At 66.8% G+C, this 26,316-nt stretch carries 26 protein-coding genes; 11 read left to right on the plus strand and 15 right to left on the minus strand.

The window, feature by feature from the left end; genetic code table 11:
- Positions 1-14 precede the first annotated feature (14 nt).
- Positions 15-2,141 (minus strand): phosphate acetyltransferase, encoded by a 2,127-nt coding sequence (gene pta / locus LDO14_RS16360; protein ID WP_223992600.1) that lies wholly within the window; start codon positions 2,139-2,141, stop codon positions 15-17.
- A 190-nt stretch (positions 2,142-2,331) separates the two neighbouring features.
- On the opposite strand from pta, the gene LDO14_RS16365 reads away from it, so the two are divergent.
- The 5 genes from LDO14_RS16365 to LDO14_RS16385 all read left to right on the plus strand — a co-directional run bounded on the left by LDO14_RS16365 (position 2,332) and on the right by LDO14_RS16385 (position 6,439).
- Positions 2,332-2,802 carry a hotdog fold thioesterase gene (locus LDO14_RS16365; RefSeq protein ID WP_018768854.1) on the plus strand — a complete coding sequence of 157 codons (471 nt, stop codon included), beginning with the start codon at positions 2,332-2,334 and terminating at the stop codon, positions 2,800-2,802.
- Positions 2,803-2,808: 6 nt separating this feature from the next.
- A complete protein-coding gene (gene paaK / locus LDO14_RS16370; RefSeq protein WP_134164093.1) occupies positions 2,809-4,161 on the plus strand; it encodes a phenylacetate--CoA ligase PaaK in 1,353 nt (450 codons plus the stop codon).
- Positions 4,162-4,276: 115 nt separating this feature from the next.
- A complete protein-coding gene (locus LDO14_RS16375) occupies positions 4,277-4,882 on the plus strand; it encodes a TetR/AcrR family transcriptional regulator (RefSeq protein ID WP_134164094.1) in 606 nt (201 codons plus the stop codon).
- A 101-nt stretch (positions 4,883-4,983) separates the two neighbouring features.
- Complete coding sequence (locus tag LDO14_RS16380; RefSeq protein ID WP_223992601.1) at positions 4,984-6,120, plus strand: trypsin-like peptidase domain-containing protein; 1,137 nt, start codon at positions 4,984-4,986, stop codon at positions 6,118-6,120.
- Between the two features lie 13 nt (positions 6,121-6,133).
- Positions 6,134-6,439 carry a hypothetical protein gene (locus tag LDO14_RS16385; protein WP_223992602.1) on the plus strand — a complete coding sequence of 102 codons (306 nt, stop codon included), beginning with the start codon at positions 6,134-6,136 and terminating at the stop codon, positions 6,437-6,439.
- Positions 6,440-6,547: 108 nt separating this feature from the next.
- Here the strand turns inward: LDO14_RS16385 and LDO14_RS16390 are convergent, their stop codons facing one another.
- Together LDO14_RS16390 and paaZ are read right to left on the minus strand one after the other, a co-directional pair.
- The gene (locus LDO14_RS16390) at positions 6,548-6,955 is read right to left on the minus strand and encodes a VOC family protein (protein ID WP_056392696.1); all 408 of its coding nucleotides are present in this window, start codon (positions 6,953-6,955) and stop codon (positions 6,548-6,550) included.
- A 166-nt stretch (positions 6,956-7,121) separates the two neighbouring features.
- Positions 7,122-9,233 carry a phenylacetic acid degradation bifunctional protein PaaZ gene (gene paaZ, locus LDO14_RS16395; RefSeq protein WP_018768860.1) on the minus strand — a complete coding sequence of 704 codons (2,112 nt, stop codon included), beginning with the start codon at positions 9,231-9,233 and terminating at the stop codon, positions 7,122-7,124.
- A gap of 144 nt (positions 9,234-9,377) precedes the next feature.
- On the opposite strand from paaZ, the gene LDO14_RS16400 reads away from it, so the two are divergent.
- Together LDO14_RS16400 and LDO14_RS16405 are read left to right on the plus strand one after the other, a co-directional pair.
- Complete coding sequence (locus LDO14_RS16400; RefSeq protein WP_051081334.1) at positions 9,378-9,821, plus strand: hotdog fold thioesterase; 444 nt, start codon at positions 9,378-9,380, stop codon at positions 9,819-9,821.
- Between the two features lie 104 nt (positions 9,822-9,925).
- A complete protein-coding gene (locus LDO14_RS16405) occupies positions 9,926-10,633 on the plus strand; it encodes a DUF4397 domain-containing protein (RefSeq protein ID WP_134164097.1) in 708 nt (235 codons plus the stop codon).
- A gap of 69 nt (positions 10,634-10,702) precedes the next feature.
- On the opposite strand, the gene LDO14_RS16410 is transcribed toward LDO14_RS16405, so the two are convergent.
- Both LDO14_RS16410 and LDO14_RS16415 read right to left on the minus strand, forming a co-directional pair.
- Positions 10,703-12,841 (minus strand): S1 family peptidase, encoded by a 2,139-nt coding sequence (locus tag LDO14_RS16410; RefSeq protein WP_223992604.1) that lies wholly within the window; start codon positions 12,839-12,841, stop codon positions 10,703-10,705.
- A 90-nt stretch (positions 12,842-12,931) separates the two neighbouring features.
- A complete protein-coding gene (locus LDO14_RS16415) occupies positions 12,932-13,657 on the minus strand; it encodes a tyrosine-protein phosphatase (RefSeq protein WP_223992606.1) in 726 nt (241 codons plus the stop codon).
- A gap of 204 nt (positions 13,658-13,861) precedes the next feature.
- On the opposite strand from LDO14_RS16415, the gene LDO14_RS16420 reads away from it, so the two are divergent.
- Positions 13,862-14,719: an SGNH/GDSL hydrolase family protein gene (locus LDO14_RS16420; protein WP_134164099.1), complete on the plus strand. Its 858-nt coding sequence runs from the start codon at positions 13,862-13,864 to the stop codon at positions 14,717-14,719.
- 13 nt (positions 14,720-14,732) lie between these two features.
- Here LDO14_RS16420 and LDO14_RS16425 read toward each other — a convergent pair whose 3' ends face one another.
- The gene (locus tag LDO14_RS16425; RefSeq protein WP_056392686.1) at positions 14,733-15,341 is read right to left on the minus strand and encodes a GNAT family protein; all 609 of its coding nucleotides are present in this window, start codon (positions 15,339-15,341) and stop codon (positions 14,733-14,735) included.
- A gap of 74 nt (positions 15,342-15,415) precedes the next feature.
- On the opposite strand from LDO14_RS16425, the gene LDO14_RS16430 reads away from it, so the two are divergent.
- A complete protein-coding gene (locus LDO14_RS16430) occupies positions 15,416-15,649 on the plus strand; it encodes a DUF6480 family protein (RefSeq protein WP_018768867.1) in 234 nt (77 codons plus the stop codon).
- Between the two features lie 9 nt (positions 15,650-15,658).
- On the opposite strand, the gene LDO14_RS16435 is transcribed toward LDO14_RS16430, so the two are convergent.
- The 4 genes from LDO14_RS16435 to LDO14_RS16450 all read right to left on the minus strand — a co-directional run bounded on the left by LDO14_RS16435 (position 15,659) and on the right by LDO14_RS16450 (position 19,364).
- Positions 15,659-16,531, minus strand: a complete 873-nt coding sequence (locus tag LDO14_RS16435) for a 3-hydroxyacyl-CoA dehydrogenase family protein (protein ID WP_018768868.1) — start codon at positions 16,529-16,531, stop codon at positions 15,659-15,661.
- 3 nt (positions 16,532-16,534) lie between these two features.
- Positions 16,535-17,344 carry an enoyl-CoA hydratase/isomerase family protein gene (locus tag LDO14_RS16440; protein ID WP_018768869.1) on the minus strand — a complete coding sequence of 270 codons (810 nt, stop codon included), beginning with the start codon at positions 17,342-17,344 and terminating at the stop codon, positions 16,535-16,537.
- Positions 17,344-18,570, minus strand: a complete 1,227-nt coding sequence (locus tag LDO14_RS16445; RefSeq protein WP_026265702.1) for a thiolase family protein — start codon at positions 18,568-18,570, stop codon at positions 17,344-17,346. Before LDO14_RS16445 ends, LDO14_RS16440 begins: the two co-directional genes overlap by 1 nt.
- Before the next feature lie 119 nt (positions 18,571-18,689).
- Positions 18,690-19,364: a pentapeptide repeat-containing protein gene (locus tag LDO14_RS16450; RefSeq protein ID WP_056392683.1), complete on the minus strand. Its 675-nt coding sequence runs from the start codon at positions 19,362-19,364 to the stop codon at positions 18,690-18,692.
- A 129-nt stretch (positions 19,365-19,493) separates the two neighbouring features.
- On the opposite strand from LDO14_RS16450, the gene LDO14_RS16455 reads away from it, so the two are divergent.
- The gene (locus LDO14_RS16455; RefSeq protein ID WP_018768872.1) at positions 19,494-19,670 is read left to right on the plus strand and encodes a CsbD family protein; all 177 of its coding nucleotides are present in this window, start codon (positions 19,494-19,496) and stop codon (positions 19,668-19,670) included.
- Positions 19,671-19,715: 45 nt separating this feature from the next.
- On the opposite strand, the gene LDO14_RS16460 is transcribed toward LDO14_RS16455, so the two are convergent.
- A complete protein-coding gene (locus tag LDO14_RS16460) occupies positions 19,716-20,771 on the minus strand; it encodes a DNA polymerase IV (RefSeq protein WP_223995292.1) in 1,056 nt (351 codons plus the stop codon).
- Between the two features lie 230 nt (positions 20,772-21,001).
- Here LDO14_RS16460 and LDO14_RS21670 point away from each other — a divergent pair, with 230 nt between their 5' ends.
- Entirely contained in the window at positions 21,002-21,139 is a 138-nt protein-coding gene (locus tag LDO14_RS21670; RefSeq protein ID WP_346656242.1) for a hypothetical protein, read from the plus strand.
- Between the two features lie 200 nt (positions 21,140-21,339).
- Here LDO14_RS21670 and LDO14_RS16470 read toward each other — a convergent pair whose 3' ends face one another.
- The 4 genes from LDO14_RS16470 to LDO14_RS16485 form a co-directional block, all read right to left on the minus strand.
- A complete protein-coding gene (locus LDO14_RS16470) occupies positions 21,340-22,800 on the minus strand; it encodes an amino acid permease (RefSeq protein WP_056392681.1) in 1,461 nt (486 codons plus the stop codon).
- 174 nt (positions 22,801-22,974) lie between these two features.
- Positions 22,975-23,310, minus strand: coding sequence for a Rieske (2Fe-2S) protein (locus LDO14_RS16475; RefSeq protein WP_018768875.1), 336 nt, complete (start codon positions 23,308-23,310; stop codon positions 22,975-22,977).
- The gene (gene nirB / locus LDO14_RS16480) at positions 23,307-25,742 is read right to left on the minus strand and encodes a nitrite reductase large subunit NirB (protein ID WP_263422510.1); all 2,436 of its coding nucleotides are present in this window, start codon (positions 25,740-25,742) and stop codon (positions 23,307-23,309) included. Before nirB ends, LDO14_RS16475 begins: the two co-directional genes overlap by 4 nt.
- Positions 25,743-25,852: 110 nt before the next feature.
- The gene (locus tag LDO14_RS16485; protein WP_018768877.1) at positions 25,853-26,200 is read right to left on the minus strand and encodes a hypothetical protein; all 348 of its coding nucleotides are present in this window, start codon (positions 26,198-26,200) and stop codon (positions 25,853-25,855) included.
- Positions 26,201-26,316 lie beyond the last annotated feature (116 nt).

The raw sequence follows: 26,316 nt of genomic DNA on the forward strand, positions 1-26,316 counted from the left end.
TTCTGCGTGGTGCCCTAGGAGGCCGGTGCCTCTGCAGAGACCTGCGCCTGTTCCTGCACCTGGGCTTTCGCAGCACTTTGCGCCTGGATGGCGGTGATGGCCACGGTGTTCACGATGTCCTCCACCGTGCAGCCGCGGGACAGGTCGTTGACCGGCTTCCGCAGCCCCTGCAGGACGGGGCCCACGGCAACGGCACCCGAGCTCTGCTGCACCGCCTTGTACGTGTTGTTGCCGGTGTTCAGGTCCGGGAAGATGAACACCGTGGCCTGCCCCGCCACCGAGGAGCCGGGCATCTTGGACGCGGCAATGGAGGCATCCACGGCGGCGTCGTACTGGATGGGGCCCTCCACGGCGAGGTCCGGGCGGCGCCGGCGGACCAGCTCGGTGGCCTGCCGCACCTCGTCCACCGCCTCACCCGATCCTGAGCCTCCGGTGGAATAGGAGAGCATGGCAACCCGCGGCTCCACGCCGAACTGGGCGGCGGTCTCGGCCGAGGCCAGGGCAATGTCCGCCAGCTGCTCCACGTTGGGGTCCGGGTTCACAGCGCAGTCGCCGTAGACCAGCACGCGGTCCGGCATGAGCATCAGGAACACCGAGGACACGATCTTCACGCCCGGCCGGGTCTTCACGAACTCCAGGGCCGGCCGGATGGTGTGCGCCGTGGTGTGCGCCGCGCCGGAGACCATCCCGTCCACCACGCCCAGCTGGACCATCATGGTGCCGAAGTAGCTCACGTCCTGCATGATCTCCAGCGCCTTGGGCAGGTCCACGCCCTTGTGCGCCCGCAGTTCGGCGTACTTCTCTGCGAACGTGAGCCGAAGCTCGGAGGTGGCAGGGTCAATGACGTTGATCCCGGTGAGGTCGATGCCGTTCGCGGCGGCCAGTTCCCGGACGGCGGATTCGGGGCCCAGCAGCGTCAGGTCGCAGACATCACGGCGGTGCAGGATTTCGGCTGCGCGCAGGATCCTGACATCGGTTCCCTCCGGCAGGACAACGTGGCGGCGCTGCGACCGGGCCCGTTCGATGAGGTCGTGCAGGAACCGCAGCGGGGTCATCCGCTCGGGCCTGGGCAGGTGCAGGCGCTCCACCAGCTCGGCTTCATCCACCCGCCGGGACCAGAGCCCCAGGGCGGAGGCCACCTTGCGCCGGTGCCCGGACCAGATCTCGCTGCGGACCTCGGAGACCCGGCGGGCGGTCTGGTAGGTGTCATCTCCGGTGGCGAACACCGGGAACGGTGCCTGCGCCAGGAGCGGGTAGATGTTGGCATCCGGGGCCAGGCCGCCGGTGAGGATGAGCGCCGACGCCACCGGGAACTCGGGTGAGAAGGAGGATGCCAGGCAGGCCACCATCACGTCCGCCCGGTCCCCCGGCACGATCACCAGGGCGCCTTCATCCAGCACGTTCAGGAAGTTGCCCACATTCATGGCGGCCACCTTGATGTCCCTGACGTCGCGTTCCATGTCCGGCGTGCCGGCGATCTGCCGCACGCCCAGCGCCATGGCCACCTCCCCGGTGGTGGGCCGGGCGATCTCCTCCAGTTCCGGCAGGATGTACACGGGCCGGCCGGAGGCACCGGGCTTCAGGGCCGCCGCAATGGCGTCCAGGTCATCGGCGTTTGCCCGGTTGACCATGATGGCCAGGAGTGAGCACTTTTCCGCGGCAAGTTCCTTGCGCGCCACTTCGACGGCGGCAGCGGTCTCCGGAACGGTCCGCCCCTTGGCGCCCACAACGGCCACCACGGGCGTGGCCAGGTTGTTGGCAAGCCGGGCATTGAGGTCGAATTCGACGGCGGAGTCCTGGCCCACCAGGTCTGTGCCTTCGACGATCACCACGTCGCAGAGGCGGGCGATGTCGGCGAAGATCTCCACGCACCTGGCATCGATCTCGGCCCGGTTTCCCTCCGCGAGCAGCGTGCGGACCTCCCCGTAGGTCAGGCCGCCGCGGCACCGGTCCTCGTCCAGGGCGAACCGGGACTTCATCAGCGCCACCATGGGGTCCTCGGCTGCCGAGGGGCCGTGGACCACGGGCTTGAAGAAGCCGATCCGGTCCGCGTGCCGGTGCAGGGTGTCCGCCAGGCCCAGGGCTACCAGGGACTTGCCCGAGCCGGGGGTGGTTGCGCTGACGTAGATGCCTTTGGCCATGGTCCGCCCTTTGCTGTTCTTGCTGGTGCAGGTCCTCCCATCCTTGCACTTCAAGCCCCGTGGCGCGCGCCGCCGTCGGGCATTCCACCCCCGGATGCCTTCCAGGCCAACGCACGCTGCCCTTGACACCGGACCCCCTCATGGGATTACCTAATGAACATTCGGTAAATAAAGCTGGAGGCAATGACGCATGGCTGAAGCAACACTTTCCGGGGCCACCCACCCCATCCTGGAAAACGACTACGCCTCCGAATGGATGGGAATCCAGGTCCTCGCCCTCAGCGACGGCCATGCAACCATCCGGATGACCCTTCGGCAGGAAATGCTCAACGGTTTCGGGATGGCCCACGGCGGAATGATCTTCGCGTTCGGGGACACCGCCTTCGCCCTCGCGTGCAACCCCATCCACCCTGCACCCGGCGAGGAAGGCACCATCACCGTGGCCTCCGGCGTCGACATCAACTTCCTCAAGCCCGCCTTCCGCGGCCAGGTGTTGACCGCCGTCGCAGACCGCCGCTCCAGTGCCGGGCGAAGCGGCCTGTACGACATCCAGATCTTCGCGGCCGACGCCGCCGCGCCGGCTTCCGAAACCCAACCCAGTTCCCCGGGCGAGCTCATCGCCGAGTTCCGCGGACGCAGCCGCACCATTCCCAAGAAGTAGGAAACCATGACCCTGCATGCCCCCGAAACCCCCGCCGCTGCCGGCATCGACCCCGGCCTGGACCGCGAGGAAACCATCTCCCGCGATGAGCTCGAGGCCCTCCAGCTCAGCCGCCTGCAGCACACGGTGGCCTACGCCTACGAGCGCGTGCCGCTGTACAAGCGCAAGTTCGACGACGCCGGCATCCACCCCAACGACCTGCGTGAACTGAGCGACCTGGGCAACTTCCCGTTCACCACCAAGGACGACCTGCGCGAGGAATACCCGTTCGGCATGTTCGCGGTACCGCAGCACGAAGTGGCCCGCGTCCACGCGAGCTCGGGCACCACGGGCCGCCCCACCGTGGTGGGCTACACCAAGCAGGACCTGGCAGACTGGGCGAAGCTCGTGGCCCGCAGCTTCCGCGCCTCCGGCATCCGCCCGGGCATGAAGGTCCACAACGCCTACGGCTACGGCCTGTTCACCGGCGGCCTGGGCGCCCACGCCGGGGCCGAAGCCCTGGGCTGCACCGTCATCCCCATCTCCGGCGGCCAGACCGAACGCCAGATCCAGCTGATCCAGGACTTCAAGCCGGACGCCATCCTGGCCACGCCCACATACCTGCTCACCATCGCCGACGCCATGGCCCACATGGGCATCGATCCCGCCTCCACATCGCTGAAGTATGCGGTGCTGGGCGCCGAGCCGTGGACCGAGGAGATGCGGCATGAACTTGAGGTCACCATGAACCTCAAGGCATGCGACATCTACGGGCTGTCCGAGGTCATGGGCCCGGGCGTCGCCGGCGAGGCGGTGGAGACCCAGGACGGCAGCCACATCTGGGAGGACCACTTCCGCCCCGAAATCATCGACCCCTTCAACCCGGTGGCGGGCAAGGAGAACGTCCTGCGCGACGGCGAACACGGCGAGCTGGTGTTCACGTCCCTCACCAAGGAAGCGCTGCCCATCATCCGCTACCGGACCAAGGACCTCACCCGCCTGCTGCCCGGCACGGCCCGCCCAGCGCACCGCCGGATGGGCCGCATCACCGGCCGCAGCGACGACATGATCATCCTGCGCGGCGTGAACCTCTTCCCGTCCCAGATCGAGGAAATCGCCCTGCGGATCCCTGAGCTCAGCCCGCACTTCCAGCTCGAACTCACCCGCCCCGAGGGCCAGCGGATGGACCAGCTGACCGTGCGCATCGAGCGCCGCGACGCGGTGAGCATTGAACAGGGCACGACGGCGGCACGCACCTTGAAGGAGCAGATCAAGATCCACGTGGGTTCTTCGTGCACGGTGGACGTGGTGGAGCCGGGCTCGCTGGAGCGGTCCAACGGCAAGCTGCGCCGGATCTACGACCTGCGCCCCAAGGGCTAGGAGTCAGTTCTCCACGGTCGGCCGGGGCCGCTTAGACGGCCACCGGGTCCAGCGCTGCCGGACCCGGTGGCCGGGCTCCGGCCGATTACCGAACGTTCATGAGAAAATGGCGGGTATGTCTTCCACAGATGCTCCTGCAAAGCGCGGCCGGCCCGGGTATGACCAGCAGTCGGTGCTGCTGATTGCCGTCGACGTATTCAACCGCCACGGGTACGATGCCACCTCCATGGGCATCCTGGCCGAGAACCTGGGCATCTCCAAGTCTGCGATCTACCACCACGTACCATCCAAGGGCGACCTCCTCAAGCTTGCCCTGGACCACGCCCTGGGCGGCCTCGAGGCCATCCTGGAGCAGCCCCAGGCTACCTCCGGGGCAGCCGACGCGCGGCTGGAGTTTGTGCTGCGGCAGACCGTGGCGGTGCTGGTGGACCGCCTGCCCTTCGTCACGCTGCTCCTGCGCCTCCGCGGGAATACGGACATCGAACGGGATGCGCTGGAACGCCGGCGCACCTTCGACCACAAGGTGGCGGCCCTGATCTCCGCCGCGCGCGACGAAGGCTCGCTCCGCCAGGACATCGACCCGCGGACCGTCTCACGGCTCCTGTTCGGCATGATCAACTCCATCGTCGAGTGGTACAAGCCCGGCGGCTCCCTGTCCCCGCAGCGGCTGGCTGACGACGTCATCACCATGGCGTTCGACGGCCTGCATGCTGACGCATAGGCGGCAGCCGGGCCGGCCCAGGCATCAATAATAAGTGTGCTTGGTATTTTCCTGCTCCCCGGCTACGGTGGTAGAAAACCAGCATCCGCAGGGAGGTACCGATGGGCCAGGCCACAGATCCACGGCGTTCACGGCGCCCCCGGACAGTGCTTGCCGGCGGCGCCCTGGCGGCCGCCTTGGCACTCAGCGGCTGCACCGGTACGCCAAGCCCCCCGGCCCCCAGCGGCACCTCCCCAAGCCAGGCGTCGCCGTCGGCCTCCGCCAACTCCACGCCCGCTCCCTCCACCTCCGGTTCGGCCGGGACGGAAGGCGGCAACTCCGGGACAGCGGCCGGAAACCTGCCGCAACTCGTGGAAAACCTGTCGCCGTCGGTTGTCACCATCTTCACGGAGGGCGGCCTGGGCAGCGGGGTGGTGTACTCGGCCGACGGCCTGATCCTGACCAACGAGCACGTGATCCGCGGCGCCACCAACGTTGAGGTGGGGTTCGCGGACGGTCAGCGGGTGGAAGGAACGGTGAAGGCCAGCGACGCGGTGACGGACCTTGCGCTGGTGCAGGCCAAACGCACCGGCCTGCCGAAGCCCGCCTATCAAAGCAACCTGCCCAAGGTGGGCGAAGGCGCCCTGGTCCTGGGCTCACCCCTCGGCTTTGAAAACACGGCCACCGCCGGCATCATCTCCGGACTCCACCGCTCCATCCCCGGATCCGCGTCCAACAGCCTCTCCCTGGTGGACCTCATCCAGACGGACGCGCCCATCAGCCCCGGCAACTCCGGCGGCGCCGTGATCAACATGCGCGGCGAGGTGATCGGGATCAGCGAGGCCTACATCCCGCCGTCAGCCGGCGCGGTGTCACTGGGCTTCGCGATTCCCGCCGCCACCGCCGTGGACGTCGCCGAAGAACTGCTGGCCAACGGCACCGCAAAACACGCCTACCTGGGGCTGACGCCAGGCGAGCTGACGGCGCAGATTGCGGACCAGCTGGGAATCCAGGAAGGGGCCGGCGTCGTGGTGCTCGCTGCCGACGGTGACGGTCCTGCCGGGCGCGCGGGGATCCGGCCGGGCGACGTCCTGCAGTCCATGGAGGGCGTGGAGCTGACCACCCCGGAGAAGCTCCTGGCGGAACTGCGCAAGCGCAACCCAGGGGACACCGTAGGCTTCAAGGTCAAGCGCGGCGATCAAAGTTTGGATATCAAGGTGGACCTGAGCGACCGGCCTGCCAGCACAACCACCCGATAGGAAGGAAAAGAATATGAGCCACCCCAAGGAAGAGCCCGACGCAGGATTCATCATCCCGGACCCCTCAAAAATGCGCGAGGACGTTCCCGGCGACGCCGGCGACGAGGCCAACGTGATCCGCTTCAGCGAGGAGCAGGCCCTGATCGAGGAACAGTCGCACGGCGTCCGCCCGGACACCTACAGCATTCCCTCCGGCAGCCCCACCATGGACGAGGCCCGCGGCAACATGGACCTCTCCGACCGCAGCGAGGACGGCCACGGCACCGGCCGCGAGGATGACAGCAGCGACGACAGCCTGCACGGCGGCGCCGAAAGCTGACGCCGGCGAACCAAGACAAGCAGCAGGGGTGCCCCGATCCGACCGGGACACCTCTGCTGCTTCAGTTTGGGCTTGCCTGCAGCTGCCGCGCCTGGACCTGGTACTCGCCTAGACCTGGTACTCGAGGGCGCTGCCGAGGTTCTGGTGGACGCACAGGATGTTGTGCTCCGTGTCCATGAACCAGGCGCACTTCTCCGAGTCCGTGGTGCAGATGTGGTTCTCCGTCCGCAGCGTAGGCAGGTCATAGTCCTGGAACACCACACCCTTGGCTTCCATGTCCCTGACAGTTGCCTCGATGTCCGGGACCTCAAAGCTCAGCGCAGTGTGATCGGAGTGCTTGCCGTCCGCGACCGGCATCAGCTGCAGCAGGGGGCCGCCGTCGGTGCCGAGTAATTCGCTTCCGTCGTCCGCCTTGCCGCGGTGCGGGAGCCCGAGCTTTTCTGTGTAGAAACTGCGGGCGCGGGCTGCATCATCGACGGGCAGGATGGTTGTGGCTGTGCTCAGTTTAAGGTTCATGTGGGCCACCTCCTACGGGAAGAATCTTACGCCCGGGCTGCCGGAAAAGACCCTCCCCAACGCCCCACCACCTCCCGCACCAAAACCCAAAACGCCCCATCACCTCCTAACGGAAGGTGATGGGGCGTTGGGGAAAAACCCGCAGCAGGTGATGGGGCGTTGGAGGTTACTTCTCCACGAGGGTGAGGACGTCGTAAGTGGCCACAATCTCGTCGTTCTGGTTGGTGAGCACGGCGTCCCAGGCCACCTCGCCGTATTCGTCCGTTTCACGGGGAGTGATCTTCTTGGCGGTCAGGGTCACCCGGATCGAATCACCTGCGGCCACGGGGGTGGTGAAGCGGCAGTTTTCCAGCCCGTAGTTGGCCAGGACCGGGCCCGGGGCGGGCTCGACGAACAGTCCGGCGCCCCAGGCGAGGAGCAGGTAGCCGTGGGCCACGATGCCCGGGAAGAACGGGTTGGCTTCGGCGGCTTCCCGGTTGGTGTGCGCGTAGAACGTGTCGCCCGTGGAGTTGGCGAAAGCAGTGATGTCCTCGAGGGTGACCTGCCGCAGGTCCGAGCGGACGGCATCACCGATCCGCAGCGTCTCCAGGGACTTCCGGAACGGGTGCGTCCCCTCGGTTTCCACCGTGAAGTTGCGGTCCGCGCCCGTGTGCCACACACCGGTGACGGCGGTGAGCATGTTGGGCGAACCCTGGATGGCGGTGCGCTGCATGTGGTGCATCACCGAACGGATGCCGCCCAGTTCCTCGCCGCCGCCGGCGCGGCCGGGACCGCCGTGCACCAGGTGCGGCACGGGCGAACCGTGCCCGGTGGAGCTGCGGGCGTCCTCGCGGTTGAGCATCAGGACACGTCCGTGGTGCGCTGCGATTCCCGTGACCAGTTCCCGAGCCACGTCAGGATCATTGGTGCACACCGAGGCAACAAGCGAGCCGCTGCCGCGGGCGGCCAGGCGGACGGCGTCGGCAATGTCCTTGTACCCGATCACGGACGAAACGGGACCGAAGGCCTCCAGCGAGTGGACTTCCTCCGCTTCCGGGTCCTGCCAGTTCAACAGGACGGGCGCCATGAATGCCCCGCCCTCCACCACACCGGTGGTTCCGTCGGCTGAGGTGACCGACGGCGAATCCAGCGTTCCGTACGCAAGCTCACCGCCGGCGTCGAGCATGGACTGCACGGCCGCGCGCACATCGTTCAGCTGCTCCACGGAGGCGAGGGCGCCCATGGTGACGCCGTCAGCGCGTGGGTCACCGAGGACGACGCGCTCGGCGATGCGCTTGCCGATGGCGGCGGAGACGGCCGGAACGAGTTCCTGCGGCACGATGGCGCGCCGGATGGCCGTGCACTTCTGCCCGGCCTTGGCCGTCATCTCGGTGACCACGGACTTGACGAAGGCGTCGAATTCCGGTGTGCCCTCCACCGCGTCGGGGCCAAGGATGGCGGCATTGAGGGAGTCGGTTTCCGAGGTGAAGCGGACGCCGCCCTGGACCACGTTGGGGTGGGACTTCAGCGACAGTGCGGTGGACGCGGAGCCGGTGAAGGCCACCAGGTCGCGGTAGTCCAGGACGTCCAGCAGCCCGCGGACCGAACCGGAGACCAGCTGCAGCGAGCCCTTGGGCAGGATGTTCGACTCGACGATGGCCTTGACCACGGCCGCGGCCACGTAGCCGGTAGGCGTGGCGGGCTTGACGATGGTGGGCACGCCGGCGATGAAGGCGGGCGCGAACTTCTCGAGCATGCCCCAGACCGGGAAGTTGAACGCATTGATCTGCACGGCGACGCCGGGGATCCGGGTGTAGATGTGCTCGCCGGCGAAGGAGCCGTCCTTGGACAGCACCTCCATGGGCCCGTCCACCACCACCTGGGAATTGGGAAGTTCACGCCGACCCTTGGACCCGAACGTGAAGAGGACGCCGATGCCGCCGTCGATGTCGATCATGGAGTCCACCTTGGTGGCACCGGTCTGGGCCGAGAAGGTGTAGAAGTGTTCGCGCCGGGCGTGCAGGTACTGCGCCAGCTCCTTGAGCTTGAGCGCCCGCTGGTGGAAGGTCAGCTTGCCCAGTTCGGCCTGGCCGGTGGTGCGGCCGTAGTCCACGACGGCGGCCAGGTCCAGGCCCTCCGTGCTCACCTTCGCCAGGATCTCCCCGGTGCTCGCATCACGGACGGGGACTGCCGAAGCCGACGACCCGGCGTCGGGCGTCCACCATGCATCCATGATGAAGCTGGGCACTGTCTCCACGGTGTCGACCGTGGCCTGGGGAGCTGTGGCGGTGGTGGTCATCGTTGACGGTCCTTCCAACAAGGGGGCAGGCAAACAGGACGGGTCATTACTGACCGTCCGTTCGGTAATATATTCACCATACATGAAGTGCCGTGCTGCACACTAGAAGGCCGGGACTGAATTCGGCCACCCAAAGGAGAACGTATGAGCGCCCCAACCCCCATGGATGCTGCCGGGAACCAGCCCGATGCGCACGAGCTGTGGAAGATCACGCTCGGCGAGCTGGACGAAAAGATGGGCGTGAAGATCCTGGAGGAGTCCGTTGAACGCGTGGTGGCCACCATGCCGGTGGAGGGCAACAGGCAATCCTTCGGACTGCTGCACGGCGGCGCCTCCCTTGCCGTGGGCGAGGCCGTGGGATCCTGGGCTGCCGTCATCCACGCCAGCACCATGGGCAAGACGGCGGTGGGCGTGGACGTTTCCGCCACCCACCACCGCTCCGCACGCGAAGGCCAGATCACCATCACCGCCACCCCCATCCACCTGGGCGGCACCCTGGCCACGCACGAGGTGCTGATCACCAACGAGGCGGGCCAGCGGCTGTGCACCCTGCGCATCACCAACCTGCTGATGAAAAGAAAAAGCTGATCTAAAAAAGATGCCGGGCCGTGCATCCAGGGACGGTGTTGCGGCGGTAGTAAGCGCGTAAGCATCCTCTGCCCGGCTACCGGGCTTCCCTCAAGGAGTTCGACATGCGCAAAATGACCTACGCCGCTGGAGCGCTTTCCCTTGCCGCTTCGCTGGCTTTCGCCGCCCCCGCCCAGGCAGGCGGCCGGCACCACCATGACGATCCCGCCCTGCTGTCCGTCCTGCACGGGGTTCCCGGCCTGACCGTCGACGTGTGGGTGAACGGCGAGCTCACCCTCGATGACTTCACACCAGGGACCCTGGCCGGCCCGCTGGAATTGGCTGCCGGTGACTACCGGATCGCCATCACGGCATCGGATGCCACCAGTGCGGAGAACCCGGTGATCGGGCCGGTCGACGTGGAACTCGACGAGGGCCGCAACTACACTGCCGTGGCGCACCTCAGCGCTGATGGGGCACCCACCGCATCGCTCTTCACGAACGACACCAAGGCGCCCCGCAACGACAAGAAGGGCAAGCTGACGGTCCGGCACGTGGCCGCAGCCCCCGCCGTGGATGTGCTGGCCGGCGGATCGGCAGTGATCGAGGACCTCCGCAACCCGGACGAGGCCACCCTGAAGCTGAAGGCCGGGACCATTTCAGCAGCGGTAGCCGCCGCCGGAACCACCGATCCCGTGATCGGCCCAGCGGACATCACCGTCGAAGCCGGGAAGAACACCATCGTCTACGCGTGGGGAAGCCTGGCCGACAACACCTTGAAACTGGCCGTCCAGGTGGTTGGCGGCAAGGAGAAGTGCGACGAGCACGACTAACCACGCAGTTACCATCCACAGCGCTATGGCTGCGGGCAGGCCCCCTGGCGGGGCCCTGCCCGGGTCCGGTTACCGTGATGCACGCCTGTTCCGCCGGCGGACAAGGACCATGAGCAGGAGTCCGACGGCGAGGGCTCCCGCCGCCCAGGCCGCTGCGGTAATCAACCCGGACGCTCCGGTGTAGGCCAGGCCGCCGGCGCCACGATCATCGTGTCCACCGGTGTTGGCAAGGTCCGCAGGTGGTGCGCTGGGAGTCGGGCTGGCCGCCGTCGGAGGTACGACGGCGGCCGTTACAGTCGGCAGGGCAGGCGACGGGTCGGCGGGGGCAGGGGCGATGGGAGCAGGTGTGGTTGGAGCAGGGCCAGGGCTGCTTGGCACTGGATTGCTCGCTGTCGGCGCAGTCGGCGTCGGGCTTGGCGTTGGAGTCGGCGGTCCCGTTGTGGCGGCCGCGAACTCGAAACTGCTGACCCCGGACCGGCTGAACCCATTGACCGTCTCAGCGGTGAACCGTAGCGTGTCCGCACCCTGCGGAGCCGTGAAACTCCACTTTCCGGCCGCGTCCACGGGCACGTCGAACGGGTCCTTCCCTTGGATTGTAATCCTGACGCTGGACCCGGCAGCGACGGCCGAAGCGGGCGCGGCAGGAACCTGGCCGGAAAGGACCTGGCCGGGCTTGTAGGTTTCGCCGGGCGCTGGTGCCGTGATGGCAGGCTTGTTGAGGAACACTTCCAGCTGGTAGCCGGGCAGCACAGCCAGGCTGTCCCGCAGGGTTGCTGCGACAGCAAAATTCTGCACCACATTGCCATTCGCATCCGGCGTATCCCCCGCGGAGTGGGTGCCCAGGGCGTAGTTCCCACTGAGGTATGGTCCGCCGGAGTCCCCGCCGCTGGACTGTACTCCGTAGGACAGAAATCCATCAAAGGCCCGGATGTCGTTGGCGTTCTTCTTATAGTCAGGTCCTGGCACCAGGAAGATCCCCACTGCGTCGACGGTTCCGCAGGACCAGCCTGAGGATCTGCCGGACCGGCAAACAGGCATCCCAACCACCGGGTCCGCCGAACCAACGATCTTCACGTCCGGCCCGGGCGCTGAAGGGTCGCCCCAGGTACTGGCAGCAGGAAGCGGATCGATGTCCTGTCTTAGTGACTGGATGACAGATATGTCCGTTCCGACATTCCCGGGGTCTGTGATGGCGGTGTAATCAGGGCCTGAAGGCATACTGGGATCAATAACCGGTGAGTTGCCCGGGCCACCGAACTGGCTGAAGCCGAACTTTCCCAGGGGCCCGGCCGGTACCCCCTGGAATTCCAGGGTTGCTGTCTTGGCGGCACCATCCGATGCGCAGTGGCCGGCAGTCAGGACGGTGGGAAGCCCGGCGGGGTCGAATGCCGAGAAGCCTGTGGAACAGACGAAGCCGATGTCCGTCTGGTATCCAATACCGCCGGGAACGTCCGCCTCGGGCTTCAGCGGAGTCCCGCCGTCGAGCTCCACGTTGGCGTAACGGGACACAAACTGTTCAGGGGAAACCTTGCCGGTGCTCTTGCCGGCTGCGTCTGCCCCGGCTGCTTGGGAAACGGCGGAAAGCGCCTCCGGCGTGTTGATTCCGCCGGTTCGGATCACGAATTTTCCCCCCGCGGACATGACGGCCTGCAAACCCTGCGGGCCGACGTCGCGGAGGTATGCCTGGAACAGCTGCTCCGTGTTCACTGCCAGTTGTGCCCTGGAGCCGTCCGCAGCCGTCGAGGGTGAGGGAGCCGGCGCCGCCGTGGGCGGCTCCGCCGCGGGTGCTTCGAGCAACATGGGGAATGTATTGCCGGCAAGGGCGGCAACCGCCCTCCCAAGCGCATCGCCGGATCCGGTCACGATGATGGTGCGGCCGTCGATCCGGATTCCTGCGTAGCCCGGGACCTGGCGCAACTGAACAGCCGCGGCAGCCGCCTGCGCACCCAACTCGCCCGCGGCCTCGAACTGCTGGGGAGTCAGCTTGAGGTCCCGCTGCACCGCATCGTCCAGCGCTGCCTCTGACAGGGTGGTTGTGCCCACGCCTGGTGTTGTACCGGAAGACGTGAACGTCCCTGCGGAGGTTCCCGGAGCCGGCGGCGGGTTTTCGGAGCCGGCGGGTGCCGGGAAGGCCGCAGCGGGCCCGGCAGCGAGGCCCAAGGCCAGTGCCACGCCGGCTACCGTTCCTGTGGCAGTAATTCTTTTCATTGGGATCGCCGTTCCGCTCGTCCGCATCTGCGTTTACACGCGCTGGGATGACGGCGCGGTCGCACAGGTCACAGCAACCACACCTGTCACTCAAGTCACAAGAGTATCCTTTTGGCGTGCAAGGCCGGAAGCGGCATCCAATTCCGCAGGGCTCAATCCGTTCGCCAGCAAATAGCTCCGGGTGTCCAGGCCGCGGACAAACGCGACCACCGCCAGCCCGCGTTGCTCCAGCAGCGGAGCCAGTTCCGATTCGGGCAGGCAGCGTTCCCGGCTGTGCGGCGGACCGTGCGTGCGGTAGCGCTCGTTGATGCCGCGGGCAGCCCGCCGGTACCCTTCGGCGATCGCGTCGTCGGAGTCCCCCGCGAGGTCCTGGACCATGGCGGCCACCAGCCCGCTGCGGTCCCGGCCTGCGGCACAATGCAGCAGGACGTTCCCCTGGGGCGCGGCCAGGGCGATGCTCCGGAAGACGCCCACCAGCTTCTCGGGGAAAAAACGGGCATTCGCGGCGTAATGCGCGGGATCATTCAGGTAGGGTCCGGTAATCGCGGTGAAGCGCGGGTCATCCGGATCCTCCGTGGGTGCCTGCACCATGTCGATCCCCGTCCACGCCTCCTCCGGCACCACCGGGTCGTTGTCCCGGCGCCGCCCCTCCGCGGTGTTACGGAGATCCACCACCGTGCGGACGCCGTCGTCGAACACCTGCTTCCATCCCGCCCCGGTCAGCCATTCACGCCGGCCCATCCGGTAGATGCCCCCGGAAACGTGCCACGCGTTGACAGCTCCGTCCCAGTCCATGGGCCTGCCACGCTCACTCATCCGCACAGCTAACCACAAGCTCCTGAATGCTGCACCACAAAAGGTCACAACAGGGAAGGGTACAAAGGCCTCCTGGCTTCCACCCGCTGGGCAATACTGTTGCGGGCACTAGATACTTCATGTGACTGATGTTCAAAGGGGACTCCAGTGGGAAATGCTGTACTACGACGCCGACTCCCGGCTATAGCGGCCGGCCTTGCCAGCATGGCCATGGCGTTGGGCCTTGCGGCCATTCCGGCGCAGGCAGCGCCTCCCCCAATCGACTACGTCGCGCTGGGAGATTCCTATACCGCTGGAACAGGGGCGGGCGCAGCCCTCCGCCCTGCCGGCGTGTCCTGTTGGCAGAGCCATCCGGGCTACGTGGACATCGTGGCGAAGATCGGCCGTGTTGACCTTGTGGAGAATGCCGCCTGCCATGGAGCCGTCCTGTCGACGGCCAGCCCCACCTACGATCCTGTTGTCTACACGCCCACCGTCCAGGAGCAGCTCCAGGGCCTTGTAAGCTCCGGCAAGCTCAGCCCTGATACCGAACTCGTTTCCATCACGGCCGGAGCCAACGATTTGGGCTTCTCCCGGGTTTTGGGTGTGTGCGCCTTCTATGGGGATACGGCGTGCCAGGCCGCAATTGCGCAGGCCACATCGCCGGCAGCACTCGCCTTCCTGACGACAGGCCTGGTGCAGGCATACTCCGCTATTCATCAAGCAGCCCCAAACGCCAGGATCGTAGTGCTGGGTTATCCGCTGCTCTTCGAGCCGTCGAGCGCTTTCGCTCCCATTCCCGTTACCAACCAAATGCTGATCAACCAGGCCACGCTGACGGTCAACGGCACCATTTCCGGTGCCGTGGACACCGCTAATGGCCTTTACGGCACCAACGCCCGCTACGTCGACGTCACGGCACGGTTCGCAGGGCATGCCGCCAACTCCCTGGATCCGTGGCTTCGACTGGACCCAAACAACTTCGCTGCCGACTACAACTTTCACCCAAACGCCGCCGGACACCGGGCTTATGCGTCAGCGGTGAGGAGCGCCATTAGTTCGGCGCCGTTGGCCGTGCAGTAATCAGGCCAAACCACTACGTCCGCCGGGCCAGCCGGTACTCAAGCCCGGCACGGACGGCAGGCCATTCATGGTCCAGGATGGAGAACACCACGGTGTCCCGCAGGTTCCCGTCGCTGGTCCGTGAGTGGCTGCGCAGCACGCCGTCCTGCTTTGCGCCCAACCGGGCGATGGCCTCCCGCGACTGGTGGTTCAGCCAGTGGGTGCGGAACTCCACGGCCGGGCAACCGACCACCTCGAAGGCGTGCCGAAGCAGCAGGAGCTTGGAGTCCGGGTTGGTGCCGGTGCCCTGCGCGGAGGCGGCGTTCCAGGTGGAGCCGATCTCCACGCGCGGCGTGGCGGGGTCGATGTTCATGTAGGTGGTCATGCCGATGATGCGGCCCGGCCCGCCGCTGGCGGCGTCGATCATACGGGTGGTGAAGGGGAGCATTGATCCCTGCTCCTGCAGGGACAGGCGGCGCCGGATCTCTGCCGCCATGGCGTCCGGAGCCGGGACCGACGTGTACCAAAGCTTCCACAGCTCGCCGTCACTGGCCGCATCCACCAGGCCGTCGTGGTGCTCCTCCGCGAGCGGCTCCAGGATTACGTAGCGGCCGGTCAGGGTAAGGGGTTCAAGGAAAGTCACTGCACCAGCCTAGGGCCGCCGGTAGGCGGGTTACGCTTGGGGGCAGCACCACGGCGTCGAGCGAGGGAGTTACTGTGTCAGGAACCAACCCGGATCCCGAGGACGACAAGATCACCGGCCTGGAGCCGGGCGGCGGGGTTCCGCCGGGCGAAACTCCGCCGGGGGAAGCATCCACCGTCGGCCCGCAGGGCCATGAGGAGCGCGGGCCCGGGAAGGGCACGCAGTTCCTGTGGATCGCCGTTATCGGCGTCGTGGTCCTGCTGTGCCTCCTGTACTTCATCGGCTACATTGTGGGCTTCTTCGACTAGGCAGCGTCTCTAGCTGGGCCAGTCGAAAAAGCCCTTGCCCGTCTTGCGTCCCAGTTCACCGCGGGCCACCTTGTCCTTGAGGATCTGCGGCGGCGCGAACCGCTCGCCCAGGGTGGAGTGCAGGTATTCGGCGATGCCCAGCCGCACATCCAGGCCCACGATGTCCGTGGTCCTGAGCGGTCCGGTGGGATGTTTGTAGCCGAGCACCATCGCGGCGTCGATGTCCTCAGCGGACGCCACGCCTTCCTCCACCATCCGCATGGCTTCGAGGGCGATGGCCACGCCAAGCCGGGATGACGCGAACCCCGGGGCATCATTGACGACGACGGCGGTCTTGCCGAGTGCCTCCACCCACGTTTTCGCCGCGGCGGCAAGTTCGGGAGACGTGCGCTCACCCAGCACCACCTCAATGAGGGTGGAGGCCGGCACGGGGTTGAAGAAGTGAAGGCCCAGGAAGTTCTCCGGCCGCTTCAGTTCACGGGCCAGGCCGTTGACGGACAGCGACGAGGTGTTGGACGCGATGCAGGCATCCTCCGTCAGCCGTTCCTCGATCCCGCGCAGCGCCGTCACCTTGAGGTCCCAGTCTTCGGGGACGGCTTCCACCACCAGCTGACGGCCTGCAAAGGAGTCGTAGTCGGTGCTGACGGTGAGCCGCGACACCAGCTCTTCGAAGTTGGCGTCCACACCGCCGCGCTCAATGCTCTTCGCGGCCGCGGACTCCACCCGTTCCCGGGCGGCCTGGGCGGAGACGTCGTCGCGCTCCACCACCAGCACGTCGGCGCCCTTAATCAGGAAAGCGTGGGCAATACCGGCGCCCATGCGGCCGCCGCCCAGCACTCCCACGTAAGTGGGAAGGTTGGCGGGGACTTCAATGTTGCTCATGGTCTACTTTCCGTCGGCTGGATTGGCGGAGGCGGCGTTGGCCTTCTTGGCTGCGTTCCGGTCCAGGAACGCCTGCATCCGGTCGAATTTGGCCTGGGATTCGAACAGGATGCCCTGGGCCAGCTGGTCGATCAGCGGATGCGCCTCGGCAGGGGCGTGGAACACGGATTTGGTAATGCGGACGGCCAGCGGGTCCTGCCGCCCGATCCTGTTGGCCAGGCCGTGGGCTGCATCCAAAAGCTCCGCGGGATCGTGGATTTCGGTGATGAGGTTGGCCGCTTTGGCCTCATCGGCGCCGAGGATAAGGCCGGCCAGGAGGATCTGCTTGGCCATCGGTTCGCCCACCAGCTCCTTCAACCGCCAGCTGGCACCGGCCGCGGCGAGGATTCCCAGCCCGGTTTCCGGGTTGCCGATCCGCACGTTGGGGGTGCCGATCCGGAAGTCCGCAGCGTAGGCAAGCTCCGCCCCGCCGCCCAGGCAGTAACCGTCCAGTGCGGCAATGACCGGCATGGGCAGCTTGGCGATCCGGACGAAGATGGTGGAGTTGATCCCCTGCAGGGCATCGTCCCGACGCCTTTCGCGAAGCTGCGCGATGTCCGCGCCGGAGGCGAAGACACCCTCCACGCCGGCAATGATCAGCACCTTGGGGTTCTGTTCCAGCGCTGTGCAGACAACATGGAGCTCATCCACCATCTGCTGGTCAATTGCGTTCTTCACCTCGGGCCGGTTGAGCAGCACCACCACGCGGTCGTCCCGCTCCTCCACCAAAAGGGCGGTGAACTCTTCCGCCGCCAAGTCCACCCAGGCCGCCATCAGATTTTCTCCAGCAGCAGGGCGGTGCCCTGGCCGACGCCCACGCACATGGTGGCAAGGCCGATTCGGGCGTCCTCACGCTCCATCCGTCCCAGCAGGGTGATGGCAATCCGTGAGCCGCTGGAACCAAGCGGGTGCCCCAGGGCGATGGCTCCGCCGTCGCGGTTCACGATTTCCGGCTCCAGCCCCAGGCGCCGGATGCAGGCCAGGGACTGCGTGGCAAAGGCTTCATTAAGTTCGACGGCGGACAGGTCACCGACGCCCAGGCCGCTGCGCTTGAGTACTTTCTGGGTTGCGGGGACAGGACCAATGCCCATGATCTCGGGTTCACAGCCGGCAGACGCGCCGTCGATGATGCGCGCCCGGGGTGTCAGGCCCAACCGCTCGATAGCTGCCTCCGACGCCACAATGATCGCCGAGGCGCCGTCGTTGAGGGACGAGGAGTTCCCGGCCGTCACCACGGATCCGCCGTGCGCCACCGGCTTCAGCGCTGCAAGAACGTCCATGCTGGTGCCGGGGCGCGGGCCTTCGTCCGTATCCACCACCGTTTCGGATTTGCGTGTCTTGACGGTCACGGGAACGATCTCGTCCTTGAAGCGGCCGGCTTCGATGGCGTCCAGGGCAAGCTGGTGCGAGCGGACGGCGAATGCATCGGCGTCCTCGCGGGAGATGCCATCCACCCTGGCCACTTCCTCTGCCGTTTCAGGCATGGAGTAGGTCATCTTGCCGTCGCGGGACAGCCCGCCGTGCTGGAAGTGGGGGTTGGTGAACCGCCAGCCGATGGAGGTGTCAAAGATCTGGCCCGGCTTGGCGAAGGCGGCGGTGGGCTTCTCCTGCACCCAGGGTGCCCGGCTCATGGACTCAACCCCGCCGGCAATCACGATGTCCGCGGCGCCGGCCTTGATCATATGGCTGGCCTGGATGATGGCGCTCAGGCCGGAGGCACAGAGCCGGTTGACCGTTATGCCCGGGATGTGCAGCGGCAGCCCGGCAAGCAGGGTGGCCATCCGGGCCACGTTCCGGTTCTCCTCCCCCGCGCCGTTCGCGTTGCCGAGAATTACTTCGTCAATGCTCTCGGGATCCAGGCCGGCGCGTTCCACGGCCTCGCGGAGCACCAGGGCGGCGAGGTCGTCCGGGCGCACGGCGGACAGCGCGCCTCCGTACCTGCCCACGGGCGTTCGGACCCCGCCAACAAGGAAAGCCTGCGGACCTGCGGTTGCAGCCATGGAAACACCCTTCACGCGATAAACAGCACTGTCATCGGCGGCCGGCACAGCGGAATCCTCCACTTACCGACCGTTCGTTCTGTAAATGGTACACGGCGATGCTGTGCATGCGCATCCAGTTACAGGACTGTCACCCCCAGGTGGGCGGCAAGGAGTGGCGCGAGGAGTCCCAGCTGGTAATCGTCAATCACCATGCCGGCCAGGCTGCCGAGTCCACTGATTTTGCGGAATTCCGTGCCCCTGAGGTCAAAGTCCTTCAGCTTGGCTCCAGCCAGGTCCAGCGATCCCACCGTGCAGTCCACAAGCTTCACGCGGGTTGCCACGGCGGCACCAAGGTCAAGTTCATTGATGATGCAGCCGGTGATCAGCACATCCGTGAGCTTGGCGCCGCGGAGGTTGAGGAAGTCCAGCTTGCCGCCGTCGATCCGGACGGACCGCCAGCCGCTTTCATAGAGCTCGGCAGAGCCCAGGCGCGGATTGCGGAACTCCACCTCCTGCCAGGTGCTCCGTGCGCCCCGGAAGACGGGCGCATACAGTTCGGCCAGGATGCAGTCGCGGAACGAGGCACCGCGCAGCTGGGTCTCGTTGAAGGACGCGGCCTCGAAGACGCACTCGGAAAAGACGGCACCGCCCAGGTCCAGGCCGTCGGCGGCGGGACGGCTGAACCGGACGTTCTCATGCCTCCCGCCACGCCGGAACTCGAGGTCCGGGCGGTCCTCAAGACCCTGCAGTTCCACCGGGGAGAGCCGGGGCGGCGCCACTTTGGCCACCCCCTTGCCTCGCACTTTATCCATGGCCCGAGCCTAACGGCCGGCACCGACAAGGAACAGCACGCCCAGGGCCAGGGGCTTGAAATAGTAAGCAAGCTTTGCATATTGTGAGAGAGCACGGTTGATCGACGGAAACGAAAGGAGGCCGGAACCATGGGCCTCGGAGACAAGATCAGTAACGCGGCAGAGGACCTTGGCGGCAAGGCCAAGGAAGCTGCAGGAACCGCGACCGACAATGACCGGCTGAAGGCAGAGGGCCAGGCCGACCAGGTCAAAGCCGATGCCAAGAAGGTCGGCGAGAGTGTGAAGGACGAGTTCAAGCGGGACTAGTTCCTTGCTGGTGCGGCCGCAGCGAACGGCGTGCTGCACCAGCCCTCACCATCCACTGCGGGTGGGCGTGTGCCCCTTTCGCGAATCCTCGGGCATGGTCATCTCGGCCCGGAGGCCGAGCAACCGGATGGGCCGGCCCGGCTCGATCTTCGCCAGGAGGTCGAAGGTCCGGGCCAGTACTTCGCCCGGATCGGACGTCGCGGGGATCTTCCGTCCGTAGGTCGTGGTGCTGAACGGGGCGTACCGCACCTTCAACGTCAGGCCAATCACCGGCCGCCCCTCGGCAGCAACATCCTCCAGCACCCGCGCGGCCAACTCCCTAACGGCGTCGTCAATTTCCGCCGCATCCGTCAGGTCGCGCTGGAAGGTGGTCTCCCTGCTGTGCCCCCGGGCCACCCAGGGAGTATCGTCGACCACCCGCGCGCCGTCGCCCCGCCCAAGCTGGGCGTACCAGGGACCCATCTTGGGACCGAACTCGGGGACCAGGTCACGGGGGTCCGCGGCTGCGAGCGCCTCGACAGTCTTGATGCCCAGCTTGGCCAGGCGCTGGGAGACCTTTGCACCAATGCCCCACAGCTCAATCGTGGGACGGCCCCCCATGACGTCAAGCCAGTTGCCTTCCGTCAGCCGGAAGATGCCGGCGGGCTTGCCAAATCCGGTGGCAACCTTGGCACGGACCAGGGTGTCGCCAATCCCGATGCTGCAGTGGAGGCGCGTTTCCGCCAGGACGGCCTGCTGGATTTGCCGGGCGCAGGCCTCCGGATCCGTCGTCTCGACGCCAACGAACGCCTCATCCCAGCCGAGCACCTGCACCGTTGCCCCGGGCTGCGAGCGCAGCACTGCCATGACCTTCTCCGACGCCTCCAGGTACGCCTCGTGATCCACGGGAAGGATGACCGCGTCCGGCACTTTCCGCGCGGCGATGCGCAGCGGCATGCCGGAGCCCACGCCGTAGGCCCTGGCCTCGTAGGACGCCGTGGACACCACCGCCCGCTCGGTGGGATCACCGCGGCCGCCCACGATCACCGGCTTGCCCGCAAGCTCCGGCCGGCGGAGCACCTCGACGGCAGCGATGAACTGGTCCAGGTCCACATGCAGCACCCATGGTTCGCTCACATGCCCAGTCTGCCCCGGCCGGGCGCCGCAGGCCATCTTTCCCGCATCCCTTCAGGGCTGGAACGCAAAAGGCGGGATTTCCCCGGGGCGGCCGGTTAGCCTTGGCCGATGACCATCGTTGACCTGGGCCCAGGGAGCGCCGCCGCGGGCGGTTCCCCGGCCTGCGCGGCTATCTGGCGGTACCTGAAGGCCAAGGCCCTTTTCCCGCCGTCGTCATGATCCACGAGGTGTTCGGCCTGGATGACCAGACCCGCCGGCACGCGGACAGGCTGGCAGCGTCAAGGAATTCCCTACCGCCGGCCACGCCTTCCTCAATGATGAAGAGCTGGGTCCGGTCCTCCTCCGGCCCTTGATGCGCGTCATGGGCGTGGGACCGGACCCGGAGTCCTCGCCCGAAGCCTGGCAGCGCATTGAGGACCACTTCGCCAGGCACCTTCGCGGCTGACGGGCCGCCTGGCTGGACGGAGCGAGGCCACGTGGCCCAAACGCGGACGACGGCGGTCTCCCGCCAAGGGGAGTCCCGCCGTCGTCCGTGCTGCTGGGGCCGGAAGGGCTAGCTGAAGAGCTGGCTCTTGGGCTGGTTGTTCTTGACCTTCTGCCAGCCCAGCCACAGGACCAGCGCGAAGAACGGAATGGTGGCCAGGGTCCACAGGCCCAGGTAGAACACCTCGCCGTCCTTGCTGGTCATGGTGTCGAACCCGATCAGCACGGTGATGGCGAGCAGGCCCAGCATGCCCGCCCAGCTGGTCCACGGCGAGCCGGGCATGGGCAGGGTGGAAGTGACGCCCTTGCGGCGCCGCAGCACGATCTGGCTGGCGAAGATGGAGCCCCAGCAGAAGATCACGCCGATGGAGGCACTGTTGAGCGCCAGGTCGAACGCGTGCGAGCCGCCCAGCCAGATGTTCAGCAGGATGCCCACGAGGTAGAACGCGGCGATGGCCAGGATGGCTGCATACGGGACGTGCCGCTTGGACATTTTGGTGAGCCACTGCGGGGCGTGGCCGTTGTTGGCCATGGTGCGGAAGACCCGGCCGATGGAGTACAGCCCGGAGTTGCAGGAGGAGAGGGCGGCGGTGATGACGATCATGTTCATGACGTCGCCCACCCAGCCCAGGCCCATCTGGCCGAAGACGGTCACGAACGGGGACGTGCCGGCCTTGTACTGGTCGGACGGCAGCAGCATGGCCAGAAGCAGGACGGACCCTACGTAGAACACCACAATGCGCAGCACGACGGCGCGGATCGCCTTGGGCACTTCGCGTTCCGGCTTTTCCATCTCGCCGGCGGTGACGCCCACCAGTTCGATGCCGTTGTAGGCGAAGATGACGGCATTGAGGACCAGGACCATCACCAGCGCGCCCTTGGGGAACATGCCGCCCTCGGCCGCGAAGAGGTTCGACACGGACGCGTGGCCGTCGCCCACCTTGGCGTTGGTGACCACCATGAAGGTGCCCACGGCCAGGAAGATGACGATTGCGCCGACCTTGAGGCAGGAGGCCCAGAATTCGAACTCGCCGAACGCTTTGACGCTCAGCAGGTTGACGGCCACCAGGAGCGCCAGGGCGGCGATGGCCGACGCTTCCACGGGGACATTGGGGAAGAAGAACTGGAAGTACAGGCCGATGGCGATGAGCTCGGCGATGCCGGTCATGCCCCAGTTGATGAAGTACATCCAGCCGGACAGGTAGGCGCCCTTTTGGCCGAACATCTCACCGGAGTAGCTCACCAGGGAGCCGGAGGTCTGGCGGTACATGATGAGTTCGCCCAGGGCCCGCATGAGCAGGTAGGCGATGACGCCGGCGATGGCGTAGGAGAAGATCAGGGCCGGGCCGGTGGAGGCGAGGCGGCCGCCGGCTCCCATGAAGAGGCCGACGCCGATGGCGCCGCCCATGGCGATCATGGTGACGTGGCGCCGGCCCAGCGTCTTGCTGTAGCCCTCGGCGCTGAGGGATGAGTCGACGGCGACGGGTGGGGCCGTGCGGTTCTCGAGATCTGTGGGGGTACTTTGAGGCACAACGATTCCTTGTGGGTTGGGGGTTGGCCGCATCCGGACTTCGTATGATCAAGCTCACAAAATTCGGCCTCTGGGCCGTTGAACCTGCAGATGTGTGGGCGGATCGTCGAACTGCCGAAGCTTCACGCGACCTGACCATCCTACAAGACAGTCCGGAGTGGTACGTGACGCGCACTACATCTCAGCCGTCTCCAGCACCAGATTCTGCTCCGGATCCAGGGAAATCCGGTAGGTCCGCAGGGGTTCCGCTCCGGTGGTGGAGCATCCCGACGTGAGGTCGAACGCGTGCTGGTGCAGCGGACAAATCACCACCTGCCGGTCCACGGTGCCGTCCGCAACAGGGCCGCCGCGGTGGGGGCAGACCCCGGAGACCGCCCGCAACGAACCGTCCCGCAGCCGGAAGACGGCCACCTGTTCGCTCCCGACTCCGAAGGCCCTTCCCTCGCCCAGCGGAATCTGGTCCACCGGCCCCAGGACATGGGCGCCGGCACCTGTTCCGGCGCCGCTCATCGGACCGGCACCTGAGGGAGGACGGTCAGGGGCAGCGAAGTCCTGAACTGGCCGGGCGTTCGCGGGTCATCGCGTTCCTGCCACGGATCAACGTAGCTGTCCACGGAGGCCTGCATCGCCTCGTCAAGCCGTCCGGCGATCCCCTCTGCGTCCTGCACAATCACGGCCCGCAGGTACTCGATGCCCACGCGCGGGACGAAGGCATAGGTCCGTTCCAGCCAGTTGGCCTGTTCGCGGTAGTACTGCATGAAACGGCCGGTGAGGACCTTCACCTCTTCCGGATCGTCCACGGTGGCCAGCAGGTCTCCCTTGCGGATGTGGGCACCGGCGGCTCCCCCTACATAGATCTCCCAGCGGCCGCCCTCCACTGCCACCACGCCCACATCCTTCACCAGCGATTCTGCGCAGTTCCGGGGACACCCAGAGACTGCGAGCTTGAGTTTGGCGGGCGCCTCGAGGCCCTGGAAGCGGGATTCGATCTCGATACCCAATTTGGTGGAGTCGCCGGTGCCGTAGCGGCAAAAGTCCTTTCCCACGCAGGTTTTCACGGTGCGGAAGCTCTTGCCGTAGGCATAGCCGGAGGGCATGTCCAGGTCCGCCCACACCTGCGGCAGGTCCTCCTTGCGGATCCCCAGCAGGTCGATGCGCTGCCCCCCGGTGAGCTTGATCAGCGGGACGTTGTGCTTCTCCGCAACATCTGCGATCCGGCGCAGCTGCTGGACCGACGTCACGCCGCCCTTCATCTGGGGCACCACGGAAAAGGTGCCGTCCCGCTGGATGTTGGCGTGGACCCTGTCGTTGATGAAGCGGGCGTCGCGTTCGTCGATGTACCGGTCCCCCAGCATCATCTTGAGCAGCGAAGCGAGCCCCATCTTCGACTTTGCATCCTCGGCGCCGCCCGGCGCCAGCGCCTGGAACAAGGCCGAAACCGACCGCAGGCCGCGTGCCCGGACTTCTGCCATCAGGGCCTGCTTGTCCAGGGGGATGCCGGGAACGTAGTAGCCGGCATCGGGATCCTCTTCCACCGCTCCGTCGGCCGCCCACTCCACCACCTGCCGCACCAGGAGCTTGCAGGAGCCGCACCCTTTGCCGGCACGGGTGGCGTCCATGGCCCCGGACACCGAGGTGCAGCCGCTCTTCACCGCGCCCACCAGGTCCTTCTTGCTGACGCCGTTGCAGTTGCAGACCTGTGCTTCGCCGTCGAGCTCCGCGACTCCGGTCTCCTCCCCGGGCGTGCCAAGATCGAACATCAGCCCGAGCCGTTCCTCGGGCAACGGAAGCCCGCGGTCGAACGCCTGGGTCAGGTAGGCCACCTTGCGGCTGTCCCCCAGCAGCGTGGCGCCCACCATCTTGTTGTCCCGCACCACGATGGACTTGAAGACCCCGCGGCTGGGCTCGGAAAAGACGATGTGTTCGTCCGTCTCAAGTTCCGGCCCGTGCAGGCCCATGGAAGCCACCTCGACGCCGGCCACCTTCAGTTTGGTGGCCGTGCGCGAGCCCAGGTACGCGGCGCCCGTGTCCGTCCCCGTCACATGGTTGGCCAGCACCACCGCCTGCTCCCACAGCGGGGCCACCAGCCCGTACACCTCACCGCGGTGCTGGACGCACTCCCCCACCGCGTAGATGTCGTCCTCGTCCTGGACCCGCAGGCTGTCATCCACCACAATGGCCCGCTCCACCGGGAGCCCGCTGAGGACAGCCAGGTCCAAATTGGGACGGATCCCGGCCGCCACCACCACCATGTCGCACTCAATGTCCGGCCGGCCGCGGAGGCTGACGCCGGTCACCCTGTCCCTGCCAAGGACGGCCGTGGTCCGGCAGCCGGTCAGCACCCCAATGCCCAGGGCCTCAACGCTCCGGCGGAGCACCGCACCGCCGTCGGGCCCCATCTGTGCGCTCATCAGGTGGCCGCCGGAGTGGACCACGTCCACGCCCAGCCCGAAGCTGCGCAGCCCGGCAGCGGCCTCCAGCCCCAGCAGGCCCCCGCCGATCACCACGGCGTGCCGGTGATGTTCCTGCTGTGCGTGGGCAGCCATTTTGCGGGTGTCATCGATGGTGCGGAAGCCGAAGACGCCCTGCTTCACCGACCCGCCGGGCGTGTAGAGGCCGTCCAGGGGAGGAAGGTGGGAGCGGCTTCCCGTGGCGATGATCAGCGTGTCGTAGGGCGTCACCCGGCCGTCGCTGGAAAACACGTGCTTGGCGAACCGGTCGATCCTGTCCGCCCGGACGCCCGCGTGCAGCGTGATCCCGTTGTCCTGGTACCAGGACAGGGGGTTGAGGAAGATGTCCGCGTCGCTCTCCTCGCCCGAAAGGACGTGGCTGAGCATGATCCGGTTGTAGTTTCCGTACGGCTCGTCCCCGAACATGGTGATGCTGAACTGCTCCGCACCGCCCCGGGCCAGGATCTCCTCGACCGCCCGGGCGCCGGCCATGCCGTTGCCGATGACCACGAGGCGCCGGCGACTGTCCCCTGCGCGGGACCGGGGCCTGGGTCGGGCTGCGGCTTGCGCCCCGGTTTGCGTCTGCTCCGCCATGCTGCCCATCAGTGTTCCACCATCCCCAGGTCGATCACCACGGATCCGTGGACTCCCTCGGGCGCCGCCAGGTACAGCTCAATCACCGAGCCGCCGTCGATGTCCTCCACCACGCGCAGCGGAACATGGACCTCGTTCCTGGCTCCGATGGGGAAGTACCGCATCGGAACGCCGTTGCGCATGAGCACCACGGCGATCAGTTCGCTGCTTGAGTTGCCGCCGCGGAAGTACAGCGCCTGGTTGATCACCCCGTCCGGGACGTAGTGGGAGAGTTCGCTGTGCAGGGGGACGGGCTTCTCCATTCCCACGCCCTGGAAGTGGTAAATGCCTTGCAGGAAAAGGTTCTTGGTGATCACGGACAGATCCTTTCGGCCGGCGGAAAGACGGGCATGGGCCCATCTTCCGCCGCCGATGTTTCCGGCCGCCGGTCCCCCGGTAAAGACTGCTTTACGCGATTCTCACCGTTCCGTCA

The organism is Arthrobacter sp. NicSoilB11 (assembly GCF_019977375.1).
Taxonomy (GTDB): Bacteria; Actinomycetota; Actinomycetes; order Actinomycetales; family Micrococcaceae; genus Arthrobacter.

What these genes read in the sequence shown, in the direction of transcription:
- nirB (WP_263422510.1), bottom strand. Translation starts at nt 25,742, where the DNA reads ATGGCCGGCGCCCGGGCGGTCGAGGAGATCCTGGCCCGGGGCGGTGCG.
- LDO14_RS16420 (WP_134164099.1), top strand. Translation starts at nt 13,862, where the DNA reads ATGGCCATGGCGTTGGGCCTTGCGGCCATTCCGGCGCAGGCAGCGCCT.
- paaZ (WP_018768860.1), bottom strand. Translation starts at nt 9,233, where the DNA reads ATGACCACCACCGCCACAGCTCCCCAGGCCACGGTCGACACCGTGGAG.
- LDO14_RS16475 (WP_018768875.1), bottom strand. Translation starts at nt 23,310, where the DNA reads ATGAGCGGCGCCGGAACAGGTGCCGGCGCCCATGTCCTGGGGCCGGTG.
- LDO14_RS16365 (WP_018768854.1), top strand. Translation starts at nt 2,332, where the DNA reads ATGGCTGAAGCAACACTTTCCGGGGCCACCCACCCCATCCTGGAAAAC.
- LDO14_RS21670 (WP_346656242.1), top strand. Translation starts at nt 21,002, where the DNA reads ATGATCCACGAGGTGTTCGGCCTGGATGACCAGACCCGCCGGCACGCG.
- LDO14_RS16435 (WP_018768868.1), bottom strand. Translation starts at nt 16,531, where the DNA reads ATGAGCAACATTGAAGTCCCCGCCAACCTTCCCACTTACGTGGGAGTG.
- LDO14_RS16390 (WP_056392696.1), bottom strand. Translation starts at nt 6,955, where the DNA reads ATGAACCTTAAACTGAGCACAGCCACAACCATCCTGCCCGTCGATGAT.
- LDO14_RS16440 (WP_018768869.1), bottom strand. Translation starts at nt 17,344, where the DNA reads ATGGCGGCCTGGGTGGACTTGGCGGCGGAAGAGTTCACCGCCCTTTTG.
- LDO14_RS16455 (WP_018768872.1), top strand. Translation starts at nt 19,494, where the DNA reads ATGGGCCTCGGAGACAAGATCAGTAACGCGGCAGAGGACCTTGGCGGC.
- LDO14_RS16410 (WP_223992604.1), bottom strand. Translation starts at nt 12,841, where the DNA reads ATGAAAAGAATTACTGCCACAGGAACGGTAGCCGGCGTGGCACTGGCC.
- LDO14_RS16375 (WP_134164094.1), top strand. Translation starts at nt 4,277, where the DNA reads ATGTCTTCCACAGATGCTCCTGCAAAGCGCGGCCGGCCCGGGTATGAC.
- LDO14_RS16405 (WP_134164097.1), top strand. Translation starts at nt 9,926, where the DNA reads ATGCGCAAAATGACCTACGCCGCTGGAGCGCTTTCCCTTGCCGCTTCG.
- paaK (WP_134164093.1), top strand. Translation starts at nt 2,809, where the DNA reads ATGACCCTGCATGCCCCCGAAACCCCCGCCGCTGCCGGCATCGACCCC.
- LDO14_RS16445 (WP_026265702.1), bottom strand. Translation starts at nt 18,570, where the DNA reads ATGGCTGCAACCGCAGGTCCGCAGGCTTTCCTTGTTGGCGGGGTCCGA.
- LDO14_RS16400 (WP_051081334.1), top strand. Translation starts at nt 9,378, where the DNA reads ATGAGCGCCCCAACCCCCATGGATGCTGCCGGGAACCAGCCCGATGCG.
- LDO14_RS16385 (WP_223992602.1), top strand. Translation starts at nt 6,134, where the DNA reads ATGAGCCACCCCAAGGAAGAGCCCGACGCAGGATTCATCATCCCGGAC.
- LDO14_RS16380 (WP_223992601.1), top strand. Translation starts at nt 4,984, where the DNA reads ATGGGCCAGGCCACAGATCCACGGCGTTCACGGCGCCCCCGGACAGTG.
- pta (WP_223992600.1), bottom strand. Translation starts at nt 2,141, where the DNA reads ATGGCCAAAGGCATCTACGTCAGCGCAACCACCCCCGGCTCGGGCAAG.
- LDO14_RS16450 (WP_056392683.1), bottom strand. Translation starts at nt 19,364, where the DNA reads ATGGATAAAGTGCGAGGCAAGGGGGTGGCCAAAGTGGCGCCGCCCCGG.
- LDO14_RS16415 (WP_223992606.1), bottom strand. Translation starts at nt 13,657, where the DNA reads ATGAGTGAGCGTGGCAGGCCCATGGACTGGGACGGAGCTGTCAACGCG.